15 protein-coding genes are annotated in these 15,850 nt (G+C 43.8%); 9 read left to right on the top strand and 6 right to left on the bottom strand.

Annotated features, from left to right (window positions below; all coding sequences use genetic code 11):
• Nucleotides 1-8: 8 nt before the first annotated feature.
• On the bottom strand, nucleotides 9-716 hold the full coding sequence (gene psb29, locus IQ246_RS15040; RefSeq protein WP_194004163.1) for a photosystem II biogenesis protein Psp29: 708 nt from the start codon (nucleotides 714-716) through the stop codon (nucleotides 9-11).
• A 250-nt stretch (nucleotides 717-966) separates the two neighbouring features.
• On the opposite strand from psb29, the gene IQ246_RS15035 reads away from it, so the two are divergent.
• The gene (locus IQ246_RS15035; RefSeq protein ID WP_194004162.1) at nucleotides 967-1,563 is read left to right on the top strand and encodes a chromophore lyase CpcT/CpeT; all 597 of its coding nucleotides are present in this window, start codon (nucleotides 967-969) and stop codon (nucleotides 1,561-1,563) included.
• 56 nt (nucleotides 1,564-1,619) lie between these two features.
• On the opposite strand, the gene IQ246_RS15030 is transcribed toward IQ246_RS15035, so the two are convergent.
• The 3 genes from IQ246_RS15030 to IQ246_RS15020 all read right to left on the bottom strand — a co-directional run bounded on the left by IQ246_RS15030 (nucleotide 1,620) and on the right by IQ246_RS15020 (nucleotide 3,951).
• Nucleotides 1,620-1,988 (bottom strand): STAS domain-containing protein, encoded by a 369-nt coding sequence (locus tag IQ246_RS15030; protein ID WP_194004161.1) that lies wholly within the window; start codon nucleotides 1,986-1,988, stop codon nucleotides 1,620-1,622.
• 400 nt (nucleotides 1,989-2,388) lie between these two features.
• On the bottom strand, nucleotides 2,389-3,432 hold the full coding sequence (gene hemF, locus IQ246_RS15025; protein ID WP_194004160.1) for an oxygen-dependent coproporphyrinogen oxidase: 1,044 nt from the start codon (nucleotides 3,430-3,432) through the stop codon (nucleotides 2,389-2,391).
• A 282-nt stretch (nucleotides 3,433-3,714) separates the two neighbouring features.
• Nucleotides 3,715-3,951, bottom strand: a complete 237-nt coding sequence (locus tag IQ246_RS15020; RefSeq protein WP_194004159.1) for a hypothetical protein — start codon at nucleotides 3,949-3,951, stop codon at nucleotides 3,715-3,717.
• On the opposite strand from IQ246_RS15020, the gene IQ246_RS15015 reads away from it, so the two are divergent.
• From IQ246_RS15015 to IQ246_RS14980, 8 genes are all read left to right on the top strand, one after another.
• Nucleotides 3,932-4,456, top strand: a complete 525-nt coding sequence (locus IQ246_RS15015; RefSeq protein WP_194004158.1) for an SRPBCC family protein — start codon at nucleotides 3,932-3,934, stop codon at nucleotides 4,454-4,456. The genes IQ246_RS15020 and IQ246_RS15015 overlap by 20 nt on opposite strands.
• A gap of 293 nt (nucleotides 4,457-4,749) precedes the next feature.
• The gene (locus IQ246_RS15010) at nucleotides 4,750-5,841 is read left to right on the top strand and encodes an Mrp/NBP35 family ATP-binding protein (protein ID WP_194004157.1); all 1,092 of its coding nucleotides are present in this window, start codon (nucleotides 4,750-4,752) and stop codon (nucleotides 5,839-5,841) included.
• 68 nt (nucleotides 5,842-5,909) lie between these two features.
• Complete coding sequence (gene rodA, locus IQ246_RS15005) at nucleotides 5,910-7,223, top strand: rod shape-determining protein RodA (protein ID WP_194004156.1); 1,314 nt, start codon at nucleotides 5,910-5,912, stop codon at nucleotides 7,221-7,223.
• Nucleotides 7,224-7,428: 205 nt separating this feature from the next.
• The gene (locus IQ246_RS15000; RefSeq protein ID WP_194004155.1) at nucleotides 7,429-7,626 is read left to right on the top strand and encodes an NAD(P)H dehydrogenase subunit NdhS; all 198 of its coding nucleotides are present in this window, start codon (nucleotides 7,429-7,431) and stop codon (nucleotides 7,624-7,626) included.
• An 84-nt stretch (nucleotides 7,627-7,710) separates the two neighbouring features.
• Nucleotides 7,711-8,367: an HAS-barrel domain-containing protein gene (locus IQ246_RS14995; RefSeq protein ID WP_194004176.1), complete on the top strand. Its 657-nt coding sequence runs from the start codon at nucleotides 7,711-7,713 to the stop codon at nucleotides 8,365-8,367.
• Nucleotides 8,368-8,512: 145 nt separating this feature from the next.
• A complete protein-coding gene (locus tag IQ246_RS14990; protein ID WP_194004154.1) occupies nucleotides 8,513-10,648 on the top strand; it encodes a cation:proton antiporter in 2,136 nt (711 codons plus the stop codon).
• A 351-nt stretch (nucleotides 10,649-10,999) separates the two neighbouring features.
• A complete protein-coding gene (locus IQ246_RS14985; protein WP_194004153.1) occupies nucleotides 11,000-11,932 on the top strand; it encodes a UDP-glucuronic acid decarboxylase family protein in 933 nt (310 codons plus the stop codon).
• Between the two features lie 148 nt (nucleotides 11,933-12,080).
• Complete coding sequence (locus tag IQ246_RS14980; protein ID WP_194004152.1) at nucleotides 12,081-13,472, top strand: UDP-glucose/GDP-mannose dehydrogenase family protein; 1,392 nt, start codon at nucleotides 12,081-12,083, stop codon at nucleotides 13,470-13,472.
• Between the two features lie 154 nt (nucleotides 13,473-13,626).
• Here IQ246_RS14980 and IQ246_RS14975 read toward each other — a convergent pair whose 3' ends face one another.
• Complete coding sequence (locus IQ246_RS14975; protein ID WP_194004175.1) at nucleotides 13,627-14,421, bottom strand: DUF2993 domain-containing protein; 795 nt, start codon at nucleotides 14,419-14,421, stop codon at nucleotides 13,627-13,629.
• A 141-nt stretch (nucleotides 14,422-14,562) separates the two neighbouring features.
• On the bottom strand, nucleotides 14,563-15,813 hold the full coding sequence (locus IQ246_RS14970) for a competence/damage-inducible protein A (protein ID WP_194004151.1): 1,251 nt from the start codon (nucleotides 15,811-15,813) through the stop codon (nucleotides 14,563-14,565).
• Between the last annotated feature and the right edge of the window lie 37 nt (nucleotides 15,814-15,850).

Below are 15,850 nucleotides of genomic sequence, written 5' to 3'. Positions count from 1 at the left end.
TTATTTGACTATTCGTTGGAAGTCGGAGGAGCAACTGGGGTTGTTGATTGTTGTTTACGTTGCTCGCGTTTTTTGCGCTCAGCTGAGAGCATATCTTCCATCACTATGAGGGCCTGTGCCATCTTGTCTAGGTTAGAGCGGTACAGTTCCAAATCCTTGTTAAGTTTATCATCAGACAGGTTTAAGCCAGCAGCGATCGCTTTTAGTGCTTCAGTACGTTGCTTTTCGTCTTTGACTACTTCAGGATCTGACTGTTCCAATAACGAGAATAAACCAATTGCAAACAAGCGGCTGTATTTAAAGTTAGGATTGTTAGCGATCGCTTGCAATTGTGTTTGCAAGTCAGCATCTCGATCTAAATGAGCCGTTTGGCTGAGCCACGCAATTAAATCTTTAACTGGCAAACTTTTCCCTATAGCTTGCATTCTTTCCGCATCCTGTCGATAGCGTTGCGGATCTTGTTCTACGGCCTGGGATAAGGCGTTAAAAATTGATTCTTGATCTCGTTCTGGTTGATAGCCTTGCATGAAGCGGTCAAAGGTAGTGACGACGCCCAAGGCATAAATTGAATTGTAGCTAAAATCAACATTTACTGACAGCAGATGCATTTCCACCATCAATTCTTCCACCACCCGACGATAAATAGTGTTGATCGGACGGGTGTGAAGACTGTAGAAAGTTCGCTTTGTATCAGAGACAGTACGGACGTTATTCACAAAGAAAATGTTAAGGGCGACGTATTTTTATTTTCGCGCTTAAAGGCTACTTTGCCAAGTTTAGGTTTCTGCTGGTTACGGCTTTATCGCTTTGTTCTTGCAATAAAACCCATTTCTCGTGGTGTAGCAATTGACTTACAATATAGACATCAGAAGTGCTTTGCAAATGTGCAGTCACAAAGGGTGAAAACTTTCTCTCCTTAAGAACTAGCAAAAAAATACAATATTTAACGATTAATGCGTTACATTTATGAGCTTCTCGCCACAGTTAATCGTCCTAGGTGAGTACCTAGCTGGTGAATTTGATAATCGGGAACAAGCCATAGCAGAACCTATTTGGTACGTCCACCTGCGCCTGTGGCAAAGACCAGTTAATCTGTTCCCAGAAGATAGTATTACCTTATTTGCTGAACAAGCAAATATTGTCAACCTAGATCAGCCTTACCGCCAGCGAATCATGCGGTTGCGGTACGGAAGCGACGTTGATGCACCTCTACAAGTACAATACTATATGCCTCAAGATCCAGGTGCGTTAAAAGGCGCAGGTCATAACCCTGATTTACTCAATACACTGACACCCGATCAATTAGACTTATTACCTGGCTGCATTCTCACAGTTGCCCAGGAAACACCAGCCCCCAACCGTTATAAATTTACAGCTACTCAGCTACCAGAGACTTGTTGCAGTTTTGTTTATCTTGGCAATACAGTCCAAGTTTCCTTGGGGTTTGAAGCTACTGCAACAGAATTTCATAGCTACGATAAAGGAATCGATCCAGCAACTGGAAAAGCAACTTGGGGAGCGGTTTTAGGTCCTTACCGCTACACTAAGCGAAATCAGTACTAAGTGCTGAGTTTAAGACTTCATACCTAGCACTTATTGACTCCAAAATCAGCACTCTTCTAGCTGGCGATGCTACGAGGTACACCTTCTAAAGCTTCCTCCTCTGTTTCAAAAATCTCAAAGACTGTATCCATCATTGTGACTTCAAACACTAGTTTGGCTTCTGGATGTACATTGCAGATGCGGAAACTGCCCTTAACTTTATCAGCATCACGCATTCCAGCTACCAAAGAGGTGAGGCCAGAACTATCAATAAAATTTACCTGACTGAGATTCACAACTACATGACGACTGAGTTTGGAAATACACTCCTGTAACTTTAGGCGAAATTGCCAAGCAGTAGTGATGTCTAAGCGACCGGCTGGTGTTAAGACAATAACGGTATTGCCATCTTGGGTTGTATAAGTTTTTTGGTCTATCTGAATCACTGAAGCCCCCCTCGTGGCACTCCTCTCAAGATTAACTGCTCTTGAATTTAACTTGGAACTGATGCGCCAAAAGATTTGCTTTGCTAGAAATCTTTATTTCCTCTCTCACTAGAATAATTTCCAGAGAGCTAGTAGACTAGTCGGCTCACCAATTACATAATCGTTTAATGCTGTAACTTGAGATTAACAAGCTACAGCTAAAATTGTCACCATCTTGTCCTAAGTGCTTACATTTAGTAGTTTAACTCACTAAAACAGTGCTGAGTAACTTTATAAGTGCTGCTAGCTTAGTCTGGCTAAGCACTCAGCTAGAAGTTAGGGTGGAGGAAACCTCCGCTTTAAACTGCGGTGAATCAGCACTCACTTGTACAGACGCGATTAATCGCGTCTGTACTCAGTACTATTGATTTGGCATCCAGTTTATCCAATCTTGGGGCTTTAGGAAGGTTTCATACAACTCAGCTTCAGGGGAATTAGGTTCTGGCTGATAGCCATATTCCCAGCGCACTAAGGGTGGTAGAGACATAAGAATTGATTCTGTACGTCCATTGGTTTGCAGACCAAAAATAGTGCCTCGGTCATAAACCAAATTAAATTCTACATACCTTCCCCGACGGTAGAGTTGAAAATTCCGTTGGCGATCGCCATATTCTATCCCATGTCGCCGTTCTACAATTGGTACGTAGGCTGGTAAAAATGCTCTGCCACAGTCTTGCACGAAGGCAAACAAGTCTTCCCAATTACGTGGGGCTGGCGTTCCTACCTGGTTGCTATAAATAGCCGCTTCTCCATTTGGACTGGGGCCGCGATATAAAGCACCCTGACCGTCTTGGTAATCAAAAAACAGACCACCTACACCCCGTGTTTCGTCGCGATGCTTGAGGTAGAAATATTCGTCACACCAGCGCTTAAACACTGGGTAATATTCTGGGTGGTGTTGGTCACAAGCCTGTTTTAATGTTCTATGCAAATGTGCTGCATCTTCGGCAAATGGGTAATAGGGTGTCAAGTCAAGACCGCCACCAAACCACCACACTGGGCCGGCTTCAAAGTACCGATAATTGAAATGGACAGTAGGCACGTAAGGATTACGAGGATGTAATACCATTGAAGTGCCAGTAGCATAAAATCTGTGCCCTGCTGCTTCGGGGCGTTGGGCTAAAATGGAGGGTGGCAAATGAGAACCCCAAACTTCAGAAAAATTTACACCCGCTTGTTCAAATATTGCACCATCACGTAGCACGCGCGATCGCCCTCCACCTCCTTCTGGGCGTTCCCAACTATCTTCGAGAAACTTGCCCACACCATCCAGGTTTTCCAGCCCTTGACTAATTTCGTCTTGTAACTGCTTCATAAACTGATGGACTCTAATCTGAGCATCAGCTGGCGGCAAAGATTTGGATGATGCTTCTTCTACAGTTGGCGTTTGTGAGTTGGTCAACATAGATTCCCGAACCTAAATTACAATTTCCAAAAAGCCACAAATTTCTCATCTTAAAATTTGGGAGTAACACGTACCCATTCACAATTAAGCTTAATTTGTCCAACCTGCTTTTTTCCCACTGGTCAAGTATTTACACAATTGATGGGCACGACTAGAGTTATTTTCCCTCAAATGCGTATAGGCTTGTATATTGACTGAGTTTTTTTTGACTTGATTGGAACATTCTGCTATCAACATCAGACTTGGGCTAATTAGTCTATCAGCACTTTCAATGCTGATGCTTCAAGGTTGAAACTGATGTGAACTAAACTTCTGTATAGTATCGACAATGGTGATTCTTGCACCAGCCACTGTGCGATCATGTTGGTGTTTGTAGCCAATAGTGACTTCCTGCTGTTCATAGCTATTTTGAGAAAGTTTTGATTTTAGGGACTGAACACAGTTAGTTGCCCACCGTACCAGAGTGACCAAAAAGTTTCTAGCGAGGAGGATTAGGAAAATGCGAGGTTGGTTATCCAAATTCATCCACCGCAAACGTCGTCGGTTTTGCGCTTCTCTGGTACGGACTTATCAAGAGATTAGTTCTGCTTCCGTAGATGATCTGTGGCAAAAAGTGGTTGATTTAACAGATGTTTCTTGGCATCCACTACTCAAGAGTACTAACGTCCCCTACGGATTAGTACCCAAGCCGGGATTGATTTTTCAGGCGGTAACACGTTTTTCGCCGATTCCCATCATGATTTTCGTGGAGCGTGTCAATCCCAGAGAAATGCTGAGTATTCGAGTGCTGGCAATTCCAGGCGTTGAGGAACGGGTGACTTACCAAGTAGAGTCAACGCTTTGTGGCACTTGTTTGTCTTATTCTGTAACGCTACGCGGTTGGTTATCGCCCCTAATTTGGTCATTATCCCGTCCTTATGCCGATCGCGTCGCCCGCTCTTTAGTTGAAGCAGCAGAAAAGACAGCGTTACCAACAGTTACAGCTGAGAAAAAATCCCTTAACGACAGTTGTTTTGATTTTTAGGTGATGGGCATTGGGCATTGGGCATTGGGCATTGGGGATAAGGAAAAAAGAACAATTGCTTTATCTTCCCCTCTCTCTCTGCTTCCCAATACCTGATCTGTGAATTCCTAATCTCCATTGCCTAAAGAAAGTAAGATTCTAGTAGGTGATATAAAAATCCGCTAAGTATTGCTAATGGCAGTAACGGTGAAAACACTAAACTGCTCTTGCTTTAATTTGCATCTAATCTATAGCCAACACACACGCCACAATTTTATTTCTTCATTCTGAATTTTTAAATTTTTAATTGTTTTATGTACGATGTCCTCGATTCCCGCTCTGTCTTAGAAGTGTTGCGACCAGTGGAAGACCCAGAACTCCGCAAGAGTCTGGTGGAACTGAATATGATTCGCAACGTCAAAATTGATGGTGGCAAAGTTAGCTTCACTTTGGTGTTGACCACTCCCGCCTGTCCTTTACGTGAATTTATTGTCGAAGACTGTCAGAAAGCTGTTAAAAAGCTACCAGGCGTTACAGATGTGAGCATAGAGGTGACAGCAGAAACACCGCAACAAAAGAGCTTACCCGATGCCTCCGGCGGGCTAAGCCAACGCACTGGAGTTCCTGGAGTCAAAAATATTATTGCTGTTTCCAGCGGTAAAGGCGGTGTTGGTAAAAGTACGGTAGCGGTGAATGTAGCAGTAGCTTTAGCGCAAACAGGGGCTAAAGTCGGCTTACTAGACGCTGATATTTACGGGCCCAATGACCCCACTATGCTGGGACTGGCTGACGCTCAAATTACTGTGCGCTCAACTGAAAAAGGCGAAATTCTGGAACCTGCTTTTAATCATGGCGTCAAATTAGTTTCAATGGGCTTTTTGATTGACCGAGATCAACCAGTGATTTGGCGAGGCCCAATGCTGAATGGAGTGATACGTCAGTTTCTCTATCAGGTGCAATGGGGTGAATTGGACTATTTGATTGTAGATATGCCACCAGGAACCGGAGATGCTCAGTTAACTTTAACGCAAGCAGTACCAATGGCAGGAGCAGTAATTGTCACCACACCGCAAACTGTAGCTCTGTTAGATTCCCGCAAGGGATTGCGGATGTTCCAGCAGTTGAATATACCAGTATTGGGTATTGTGGAAAATATGAGCTATTTTATTCCACCAGACATGCCCGATAAGCAATATGACATTTTTGGTTCCGGCGGTGGCTCCAAAACAGCCGCTGAGTTGGGAGTACCACTTTTGGGGTGCGTGCCATTAGAGATTTCTACGCGAGTTGGTGGTGATAATGGTGTACCAATTGTCGTTGCCGATCCAGATTCAGTCTCCGCAAAAGCACTAACAGCGATCGCTCTCAACATTGCTGGCAAAGTATCAGTTGCTGCTCTGTCATAATAAGGTTTAATTCCTATCTAATTCCTAGACCAAAGCCTAGGAATAAAGCTAAAGTCTAAAATCGCACGATGTTGTTAAAACGTTCGCTTCCTAAAAATCGCTGGAAGTCTTGGGTTAAACCCTGGCAGTACGTAGATTGGCTATTATTTTGTTTGCCGATTGCTCTCAGCATCTTTGGCGGCGTCATGATTCTCAGTACAGAACTGAAGCAGCCTGTAACTGACTGGTGGTGGCATTGGCTGGTAGCTGTTATTGGTGTGCTGATAGCGCTATTTATAGCTCGCTGTCGTTATGAACACCTAATACAGTGGCATTGGGTAACATACGCATTAACAAACTTTAGCTTGCTTGCCGTGATGCTTGTTGGCACTAGCGCTAAAGGGGCACAGCGGTGGATTCCTATTGCTGGCTTCAACGTGCAACCCTCGGAATTTGCCAAAGTTGGAATAATCATCACCTTAGCAGCTTTGTTGCATAAGCGTACTGCCTCTAGTATTGGAAGTGTTTTCCGCGCTCTGGCAATTACCGCCATACCTTGGGGATTAATATTTTTGCAGCCAGATTTAGCAACATCACTAATATTTGGGGCGATCGTCTTAGGAATGCTGTACTGGGCAAATGCTAACCCAGGCTGGTTGATTCTGCTAATTTCTCCTGTGATTGCTGCCATCCTGTTCACTATACTTTGGCCTTTTTCAGAGCCAATAGTTCTATTTAAAGAGCTATCTTTCGGAGTGTTAGGGTTAGCTTGGTCAATTGCTATGGCTATTGTTGGCTGGCGTACTCTTCCCTGGCGTCGATTTGGTTTGGGTGCTATCGGTGCTTGGAGTCTCAACGTCCTGGGTGGCGAATTAGGAGTTTTTGCCTGGAACCATATTTTGAAAGACTATCAAAAGGATCGGCTAACTGTATTTACCAATCCTGATCACGATCCCCTCGGCGCAGGGTATCACCTAATCCAATCTCGTATCGCCATTGGTGCTGGTGAGATTTGGGGATGGGGTCTGTTCAAGGGCCCAATGACGCAACTGAATTTCGTACCCGAACAGCATACAGACTTTATTTTCTCCGCAGTGGGCGAAGAATTCGGTTTTGTTGGTTGTTTGGTTGTGCTGTTTGTTTTCTGCTTAATTTGCTTGCGCCTATTGCATGTCGCCCAAACTGCCAAAGACAACTTTGGTTCTTTGCTGGCCATTGGCGTTTTATCTATGATTGTGTTTCAGCTAATTATTAACGTTGGTATGACCGTTGGCTTAGCACCAGTGGCAGGAATTCCTCTACCTTGGATGAGTTATGGACGTTCAGCTATGCTGACCAACTTCATTTCTTTGGGAATCGTAGAATCGGTAGCAAATTTTCGACAACGACAGAAGTACTATTAATTCGTCCTTAGCCATTGTTGAGTTCAGTTCTGTACCCCCATGTGGAAGTAAGCTACACAGTAGCGTCTTTTTCATGAGAAGGCGGGTTTAGCACCCTAGGAAGCTTGCAAACCTGGAGGGTGAATAGTAATTAGCAAAAGACTATGGACAAATGACTATTGACAAGTATTAAGCTAATAACAGGAAACAAGCGAGGCTAAAAATCATGATCCTGCCTGGAGCAACTATTCGCGTCAAGAATCCCGCAGATACGTATTATCGCTATGAAGGACTCGTGCAACGGGTGAGTGATGGCAAGGTAGCTGTGTTGTTTGAAGGTGGTAACTGGGATAAATTAATTACCTTCCGCTTATCTGAGTTAGAACTCGTAGAAACTACAGCCGGACGTAAAAAAGCAAAATAAGTTAGTTAGTCATTTGTCCTTTGTCATTCGTCATTTGGCAAGGACAAATGACGAATGATGAATGACCATTGACTTTTGACCATTATGCGCCTTCCCTTACCACAGTTTAATAGAGGCGATCGCCACCCCAACCATATTGCGGAGGTGATCGAGACTACTACTACCGAATTTCTGGCACAGTGTCTGGAACCCGAAGACTTAAGCTTTCCATCCATGCCACCTTTTGGTAGTTGGGTCTGTTCTGTGGATGAAGAATCAGGCAATCAAGTTTATGGAATAGTATATTATGCTACAACTATGCCCATAGATTCTGTACACCGAGCAAGAGCTTTGGGATTGTCATTGCAGGATTTACGCGAGGAACAACCCCAAATATTTGCCATGCTCAGAACGGAATTTCGTGCAGCGATCGTGGGATTTGAGCAGCTTTCTTATACTAGAGGTTTCAATCCAAGGGTGTATCAGTATTTACCACCTCGTCCACCACAAATTCATCAAGCCGTCTATCAGTGTGAACCAGAAGCAATCATTAAGTTCACCGAAGAACTAGATTTCTTGCGGACATTGCTTTGTATTAACGGTGCGCCACTAGAGTCGTTAACAGCAGCTGCCATTCGAGAAGTCTACCAGTTACGTAAAGCTGACCGAGAATGGCTAATTAAAGCCGGACGTACACTGAGTGTGCTGCTCAAAGACGACTACGATCGCCTGCGGTTCATTCTAAGTCAAATCCACCCATAGGTAGTTAGTTCCTAGATAATTGCCTAGGTACTGTAAGTTGTTAAGATTTTTTTATTTTTTATCAGAGTAGCTTCTACATTTATATCGATTAGGCGATCGCTCTAAAGGTAATCGCAGCTTCACATAGCCCCTTCAAATGCTACCTATGGAACTCATATTACAAGTTCTTGCTCTAGAACCTACTTCCCAAGTTCTTGGCAAGGAACCGATTGTTCCCTTTGCTATTTTACTGATAGTTATTTTAGTTGTACCCATCCTATTTGAGCGGCTAAGACTACCAGGATTAGTAGGTTTGGTTTTATCTGGACTAGTACTTGGTTCTTCAGGTTGGAATCTATTCGAGTCTAACTCACCGATGATTAACCTACTATCAGACATCGGGTTGGTTTATTTGCTGTTCGTAGCAGGGCTAGAAATTGACATAGAGCAGTTCCGTCGCCAGAAAAGTCGTGCCTTTGGGTTTGGTAGCTTGACCTTCTGTGTACCTCTGTTGGTGGGAACGTTAATAGGGCATAGGTTTGGCTTTAGTTGGAATACTTCAATATTAATTGGCTCTTTATTTACTTCCTATACCCTTTTGGCATATCCCATTATCAGTCGCCTGGGAGTAGTAAACAACGAAGCCATCACTGTCACAATTGGAGCTACGCTCTTTACAAACATTGGCGCAGTACTGTTATTAGCTATTTGTGTAGCCTTCGCTCAGCCAGGGACATTTAGCTTTGCTAGGCTACTCACCTTATCGGGTTGGTTGACTATCTACTCCGTTGCTGTTTTGGTAGGCTTTGATTGGGCCGGCAAAGAATTTTTCCGACGGTCTGGAGACGATGAAGGAAACAAGTTTTTGTTTGTGTTGCTTTCTGTGTTTCTCGCTGCTGTGGGCGCTCAATTAATTGGAGTAGACAAAATTGTTGGTGCCTTTTTAGCAGGTTTGGCGGTGAATGAAGCTGTGGGTGAAGGACTAGTCAAAGAAAAGGTGGTGTTTGTCGGTAGTGTACTATTCATCCCCATCTTTTTTGTTGACCTTGGTTTACTGATCAATCTGCCTGTTTTTGTGCATAGCCTAGACACACTCAAATTAACACTGTTGATTGTAGTCGGTTTAATTGCCAGCAAATTTATAGCAGCTTTGTTGGCAAAAATGGTTTATCGCTATAACTGGCAAGAAATGCTGACGATGTGGTCGTTATCGGTTCCTCAGGTTAGTACAACCTTAGCAGCAACGTTAGTAGGATATAGAGCTGGGTTGCTTCCACTAGAAGTATTACACAGCATAATTATCTTAATGCTTGTCACATCAACTTTAGGCCCCTTGATTACTGGTCGTATATGTGTTGGTTTGACTTCTTGTGCAACTGAGAATCCAGCACCAGCAAACCTGCCGGAACAGAATGCAGAGAAAGCAGACAGTGCTTTTACTATAGTTGTACCTATCTATAATCCTCAGACCCAGCAGTATTTGATTGAAATGGCGGCATTATTGGCGCGTCAGGCAAATGGCACAATTGTACCATTAGCGATCGCTACCGCTGCTGCTCACATGGATGCACCGCAATTAGAAGCGTCTCTGCAACGGAGTGAACGGTTACTGGCAAAAGCTACGGCACAGAGCCGATTATTGGGCTTAGAAGTAGAACCATTGCTGCGGATTGATGATGCCTTTGCTCAGGGAATTAGTAGAGCTGCTCGCGAGCAAAAAGCTAGTTTAATTGTTATGGGTTGGGGTAAACGTACTGGGTTGAGAGCGCGTTTATTTGGCAATGTGATTGATGGTGTTCTTTGGGCATCCCATTGTCCGGTAGCGGTGGCACGTCTAATGGAATCACCAAAAAAAATTCAGCGCATCTTAGTACCAGTAGAAAATTTAATCGCACCAACATTACAGCCTGTGCAATTTGCCCAGATGCTAGCAGAAGCAAATCAAGCTCAAGTTACTGTACTGAGTGTGTGCGATCGCCGCACTAGTTCCAGTAAAATAGCTGCCAAGCGATCGCATCTTTCACTATTGGTGTCTAAATTGGCTGTGCAAAATGCCCCAGAAATTCAAATTATCGCTCATGAAAATGTTGCCCAAGCGATTTTGCAGGCAGCGCGATTATATGATTTAGTAGTTTTGCCTTTTGTACGTAATCGTACAAGTCCCGGAGGGTTAGCAATTAGCGATGTCACAACCCAGTTGGCTAATCAGCTCACCTGTTCGATTGTCATGCTCGCAGAACCACAACGCACTCAAACATTAGTTATACCAACTGGGATTACCTATACTAAATCTGTTGTATAAAAAATGATAAAATACTTAAGCATTTTATCGTAGAGCTTCTATTTTTACTCATAAATTATTGTGTCTAACTACAAACCACTGCAAATACCCCTAAAAACACTTTATCTTGTTGAAGATTTAATAAATTATAGGTAAAAAACCAACAATTTTTAGAAGATGTTTGTTATTTTGCTAATTGAATTGCTCAGCAAGCTAGTACGAATATAACAAAATTGCATACGTAGGAAAATTGGTAAGTCCAAAAATCCCTTTTAGTTAGCCCTTTTTGTCCTGTATTTTTGCATCTGATTTCTGGGTAATCTAAAACAAGCGCAATAGCTGAATAAAATATCCGTAAGTAACTGGGAAACTATGAGAATTTTGGTGACGGGCGGTGCTGGGTTTATTGGTTCCCATCTCATCGACCGACTAATAACCGATGGGCATGAAGTAATATGCTTGGATAATTTCTACACGGGTCATAAGCGCAACATACTCAAATGGCTAAACCATCCGTATTTTGAACTCATCCGCCACGACATTACCGAACCAATTCGGCTCGAAGTGGATCAAATTTATCATTTGGCTTGTCCTGCTTCTCCAGTACATTACCAGTACAACCCAGTTAAAACTGTTAAAACTAACGTGATGGGAACGCTGAACATGCTGGGGTTAGCCAAACGTGTGAAAGCTAGGTTCTTATTAGCTTCCACCAGTGAAGTATACGGAGATCCAGAAGTTCATCCCCAAACTGAAGACTACAGGGGTAATGTCAATCCCATTGGGCTGCGTTCGTGTTACGACGAAGGTAAACGAATTGCTGAAACCTTGGCATTTGATTACTACAGACAAAATAAAGTCGAAATTCGGGTAGCCAGGATTTTCAATACTTATGGCCCTCGGATGTTTGAAAACGATGGCCGTGTAGTCAGCAACTTTATAGTTCAAGCTTTGCAGGGTATTCCTTTAACTGTGTACGGTGAAGGTACGCAAACCCGTAGTTTCTGCTATGTTTCTGATCTAGTAGAAGGACTGATGCTGTTGATGAATGGTGACTACGTAGGCCCAGTAAATCTGGGTAATCCTGATGAATATACCATTCTCCAACTGGCACAGGCAGTGCAAGACCTTGTGAACTCAGATGCACAAATTAAGTTTGAGCAACTGCCTTCTGATGATCCACGTCGTCGCCGTCCCGATATTACAAAGGCTAAAACCTTGTTAAATTGGGAACCAACCATTCCTCTGAAAGAGGGGTTAAAACTGACAATAGAAGATTTTCGCGATCGCGTCAAAAGCGATTGATCGGCGCTTAGCGCCATTCTGAACTTTCGTGCAGCTAAACCTATCTTTAGCTCGTGCTTTAGTAGCTGGGTTTTCCGGCAGTATGTAGGTTTAATATTGACAACTTCTTTTTGAAGACTAGCCCCAAAAAAGCGAGGAGTTAAATAAAATGCGTGTTTGCGTAATTGGTACTGGTTACGTTGGTTTGGTAACAGGCGCTTGCTTGGCTCATATAGGGCATGATGTAATTTGTGTAGACAATAACGAAGAAAAAGTCAAGTTAATGAAGTCTGGACAGTCCCCAATTTTCGAGCCTGGACTCTCGGAAATAATGCAGTCTGCAATTCAATCTAGAAAGATTGAGTTTACTACTGATATTGCAGCCGGAGTTGCTCACGGGGAAATCTTGTTTATTGCTGTGGGAACACCACCTTTGCCCACTGGTGAAAGTGATACCCGTTATGTAGAAGCCGTAGCCCGTGGTATTGGGGTAAATCTGAACGGTGGTTACAAGGTAATCGTAAATAAATCTACAGTGCCCATTGGTTCAGGTGACTGGGTGCGGATGATTGTCCTGGATGGCATCGCTGAACGTCAGAAAACACTAGTACCCGCAGGTGGAGTATCGAGTGATGAAAAATTGCCTGAAATTGCAGCCCAGTTTGATGTAGTAAGCAATCCAGAGTTTTTGCGTGAAGGTTCGGCAGTGTACGACACCTTTAATCCTGATCGCATCGTACTAGGAGGCAACAGCCAAAGAGCGATCGCCTTAATGCAAGAACTATATGCCCCAATTGTGGAGCGTCAGTACGCCGCTGATAAATCTTTACCTGCTGTACCAATTCTGACAACAGACCTCAGTTCGGCGGAAATGATTAAATATGCTGCTAATGCCTTTTTGGCGACTAAGATTAGCTTTATCAACGAAGTTGCTAATATTTGCGATCGCGTCGGTGCTGATGTCACTCAAGTAGCAAAAGGCATCGGTCTGGACTCCCGGATTGGTAACAAATTCTTACAAGCTGGTATCGGCTGGGGTGGTTCATGCTTCCCTAAAGATGTCGCCGCCCTTATTCATACTGCTGATGACTATGGCTATGAAGCCCAGATCATGAAAGCCGCCGTCAGTGTCAATGAACGCCAGCGCCTGATTGCTCTAGAAAAACTCCAGCAAGTCCTTAAAATCCTTAAGGGTAAGACAATCGGTTTACTAGGTCTGACTTTCAAGCCCGATACCGACGATTTGCGCGACGCCCCAGCACTTAACCTGATTGAACAGCTAAACCGACTTGGAGCCAAAGTCAAAGCCTACGATCCAATTGTTTCCCAAACTGGTTTGCGTCATGGTCTTTCTGGTGTGTTAGTAGAAACGGATGCCGAAAGACTTGCTGACGGTTGTGATGCTCTGGTACTTGTGACTGAATGGCAACAGTTTAGCACTCTTGATTATGTCAAAATGGCTCAATTAATGAGTCACCCCGTAATCATCGACGGACGTAACTTCCTCGATCCCGAAACAATGGTGCGTGCTGGATTCCAATATGTAGGCGTCGGAAGATAGAAAATTAAGAGTTAAAAAATCGACCACACTTTTAATTCTATACTCAACTAATCATGGTGCCGCTTAGAAAGATCTAGGCGGCACTTAATCTATATTTTTTATAGCTCACGCAAAGTAGAGTTTTTCTGAAGCTGCTACGCAGTAAAATATTGTTCTAAGCACTACTTGGAATACGCTCAATCTCCGCATAACCACTGAAAATTAGTTTTTGACCCTCAGTTTCCAATCGATTGAGCCGCATTTTTACTCCGTCAAGGTCAAAGCGATCCAAATCGACCATATTATCCAAAATTTCTGCTAAGACTACACTCAAGGACTGCGAAACTTCCTTTTGAGCTTCTGGAACACCATCAAGCTCGATTTTTGGATCTTTGAAAGAAACCCGCCGCCGCCTTTCAATACCTATAGTTACAGTCATACTCAGTGGTACAATTTCCCCATTATTTAAATCTGCCTTTGCTGAAATCTGTAAGCGATTTTCAGGCAATAACTGTACCTGAACTTCCGTGAAGGAGACTGGATTACCCCCAGATAATTCCGTCAAGGCTGGTAGAGAGAGATTTAGCAGGCGCTTTTTCACCAGTTCAGCATTAAAAGCCTGGTTGATGCCTACTTCTGATAAAATTACCTGGGCGATCGCTTGGGTGGATTGCTTAAGACTGAGTTTTCCACTTAAAACCGAGCCGAAATCAATAGCAACTGCATCTGTTTCAAAAGACATCTCCTCTACTGCAAAATCTCTCCGGATGACTAAGCCACGACCGCTCATTTTGAAGCTATCAATGCTGCCTTGCAACAGTTTGCTGGAGGGATAGCAGCGCACAAAGACTTCTACTGACTCGCTTTGGGTAAACAGGTGGCGAATCGTTTGGCTGGCGACTGTATTGAGCATCCGCTCTCCCCAATCAGTGCCCTTAGGATCTGTTAAACCAGTAAGTCCGCCGAACATGTGGTTTTGCGTTTCTAGAAGTACTTTGTACTTTTGTAACAAACTGTGAAGAATACAGCAAGCGATCCCGTGATTAATTGTGCTGATGAGTAGGTACAGTAGAACTGATGCCAACCCGTCAAACGTGTCTAATGCTACACTCTACCTTATCAACAATCTCCGTCGCAAATGATCCAACGCTGCATTCGCACTTACATGACGAATTAGAGCACGTCCCCGCGCTGTACCAAACTTATACTCAAAACTTGCCACTTCATCCTTTGGCCCAACTAAACCGATGTAGACTAAACCTACCGGCTTAGCATCCGTTCCCCCACTTGGGCCAGCAATACCAGTGATACTCAATCCCCAAGTAGTTGAAAGGCGAGTTTTGACCCCAAGTGCCATTTGCTCTGCAACAGTAGCACTTACCGCCCCAAATTCATTTAAATCTTCCTGGTTAACCCCCAACAGCCCAACCTTCACCGAATTGTCATAAGAAATTACCCCGCCCCAAAAGTAATCAGAACTACCAGAAATCTCTGTCAACATTTGCCCCAGTCCACCGCCAGTGCAGGATTCTGCTACAGAAAGGGTTTCTCTCGATGCACGCAACAACTGTCCAACTACGGAAGCAAGTGTGTCATCATTAGCACCGTAATAATCAAGTCCAGCAATTTCTTTGATTTGTTTCTCAATGGGTGCAATAAAAGCTTCTGCTGCGGCTTCTGAAGTTGCTTTTGCAGAAACTCGCAATCTCACTTCTCCCTTACCTGCATAGGGAGCCACTGTAGGGTTTGGCAAGTTCAAATAAGAAGCAACCTTTTCCGCCAAAGCTGATTCACCAATACCCCAAAATTTTAAACTTCGGCTGTAAATAATTTCCCTACCCCAACCTTGGCTTTTGAGAAAAGGGACAGCGGTTTCTTGCCACATACAGTGCATTTCACTAGGAACACCAGGAAATGTAAAAATCGTTACATTATGACGGGGCTGCCAAATGATACCGGGTGCTGTTCCAGTAGGATTGGGTAAAATTTCTGCGCCTTGGGGAATCAGCGCTTGCTTGCGGTTGCTAGGGGACATAATCCGACCGCGTTGAGCAAATTTCTGAGTTATGTCTTCGATAATTTCCGGGCGTTCTACCAAAGGAGCGTCAAAGAAATCAGCAATGGTTTCACAGGTGAGGTCATCTGGTGTTGGGCCTAGACCACCAGTGAAAATAAGAATTTGCGCTCTTGAGGTAGCAATTTCTATAACTTGCTTGAGTCGTTCTGGATTATCTCCAACCACAGTTTGATAGTAGTGGGGAATACCTAGCTGGGCTAATTGTTGGGCTAGAAATTGAGCATTACTGTTGAGGATATCTCCCAGTAGCATTTCAGTACCAACACAAATAATTTCTGCACTCATTGGATTGGGAGTAGGGAGTGGGGGGCAGGGGAGGCAG

The organism is aff. Roholtiella sp. LEGE 12411 (assembly GCF_015206995.1).
Classification (GTDB): Bacteria; Cyanobacteriota; Cyanobacteriia; order Cyanobacteriales; family Nostocaceae; genus Komarekiella.
Note: the sequence above shows the minus strand (reverse complement) of the source record. Positions and strands in the feature narration are given on the sequence as shown.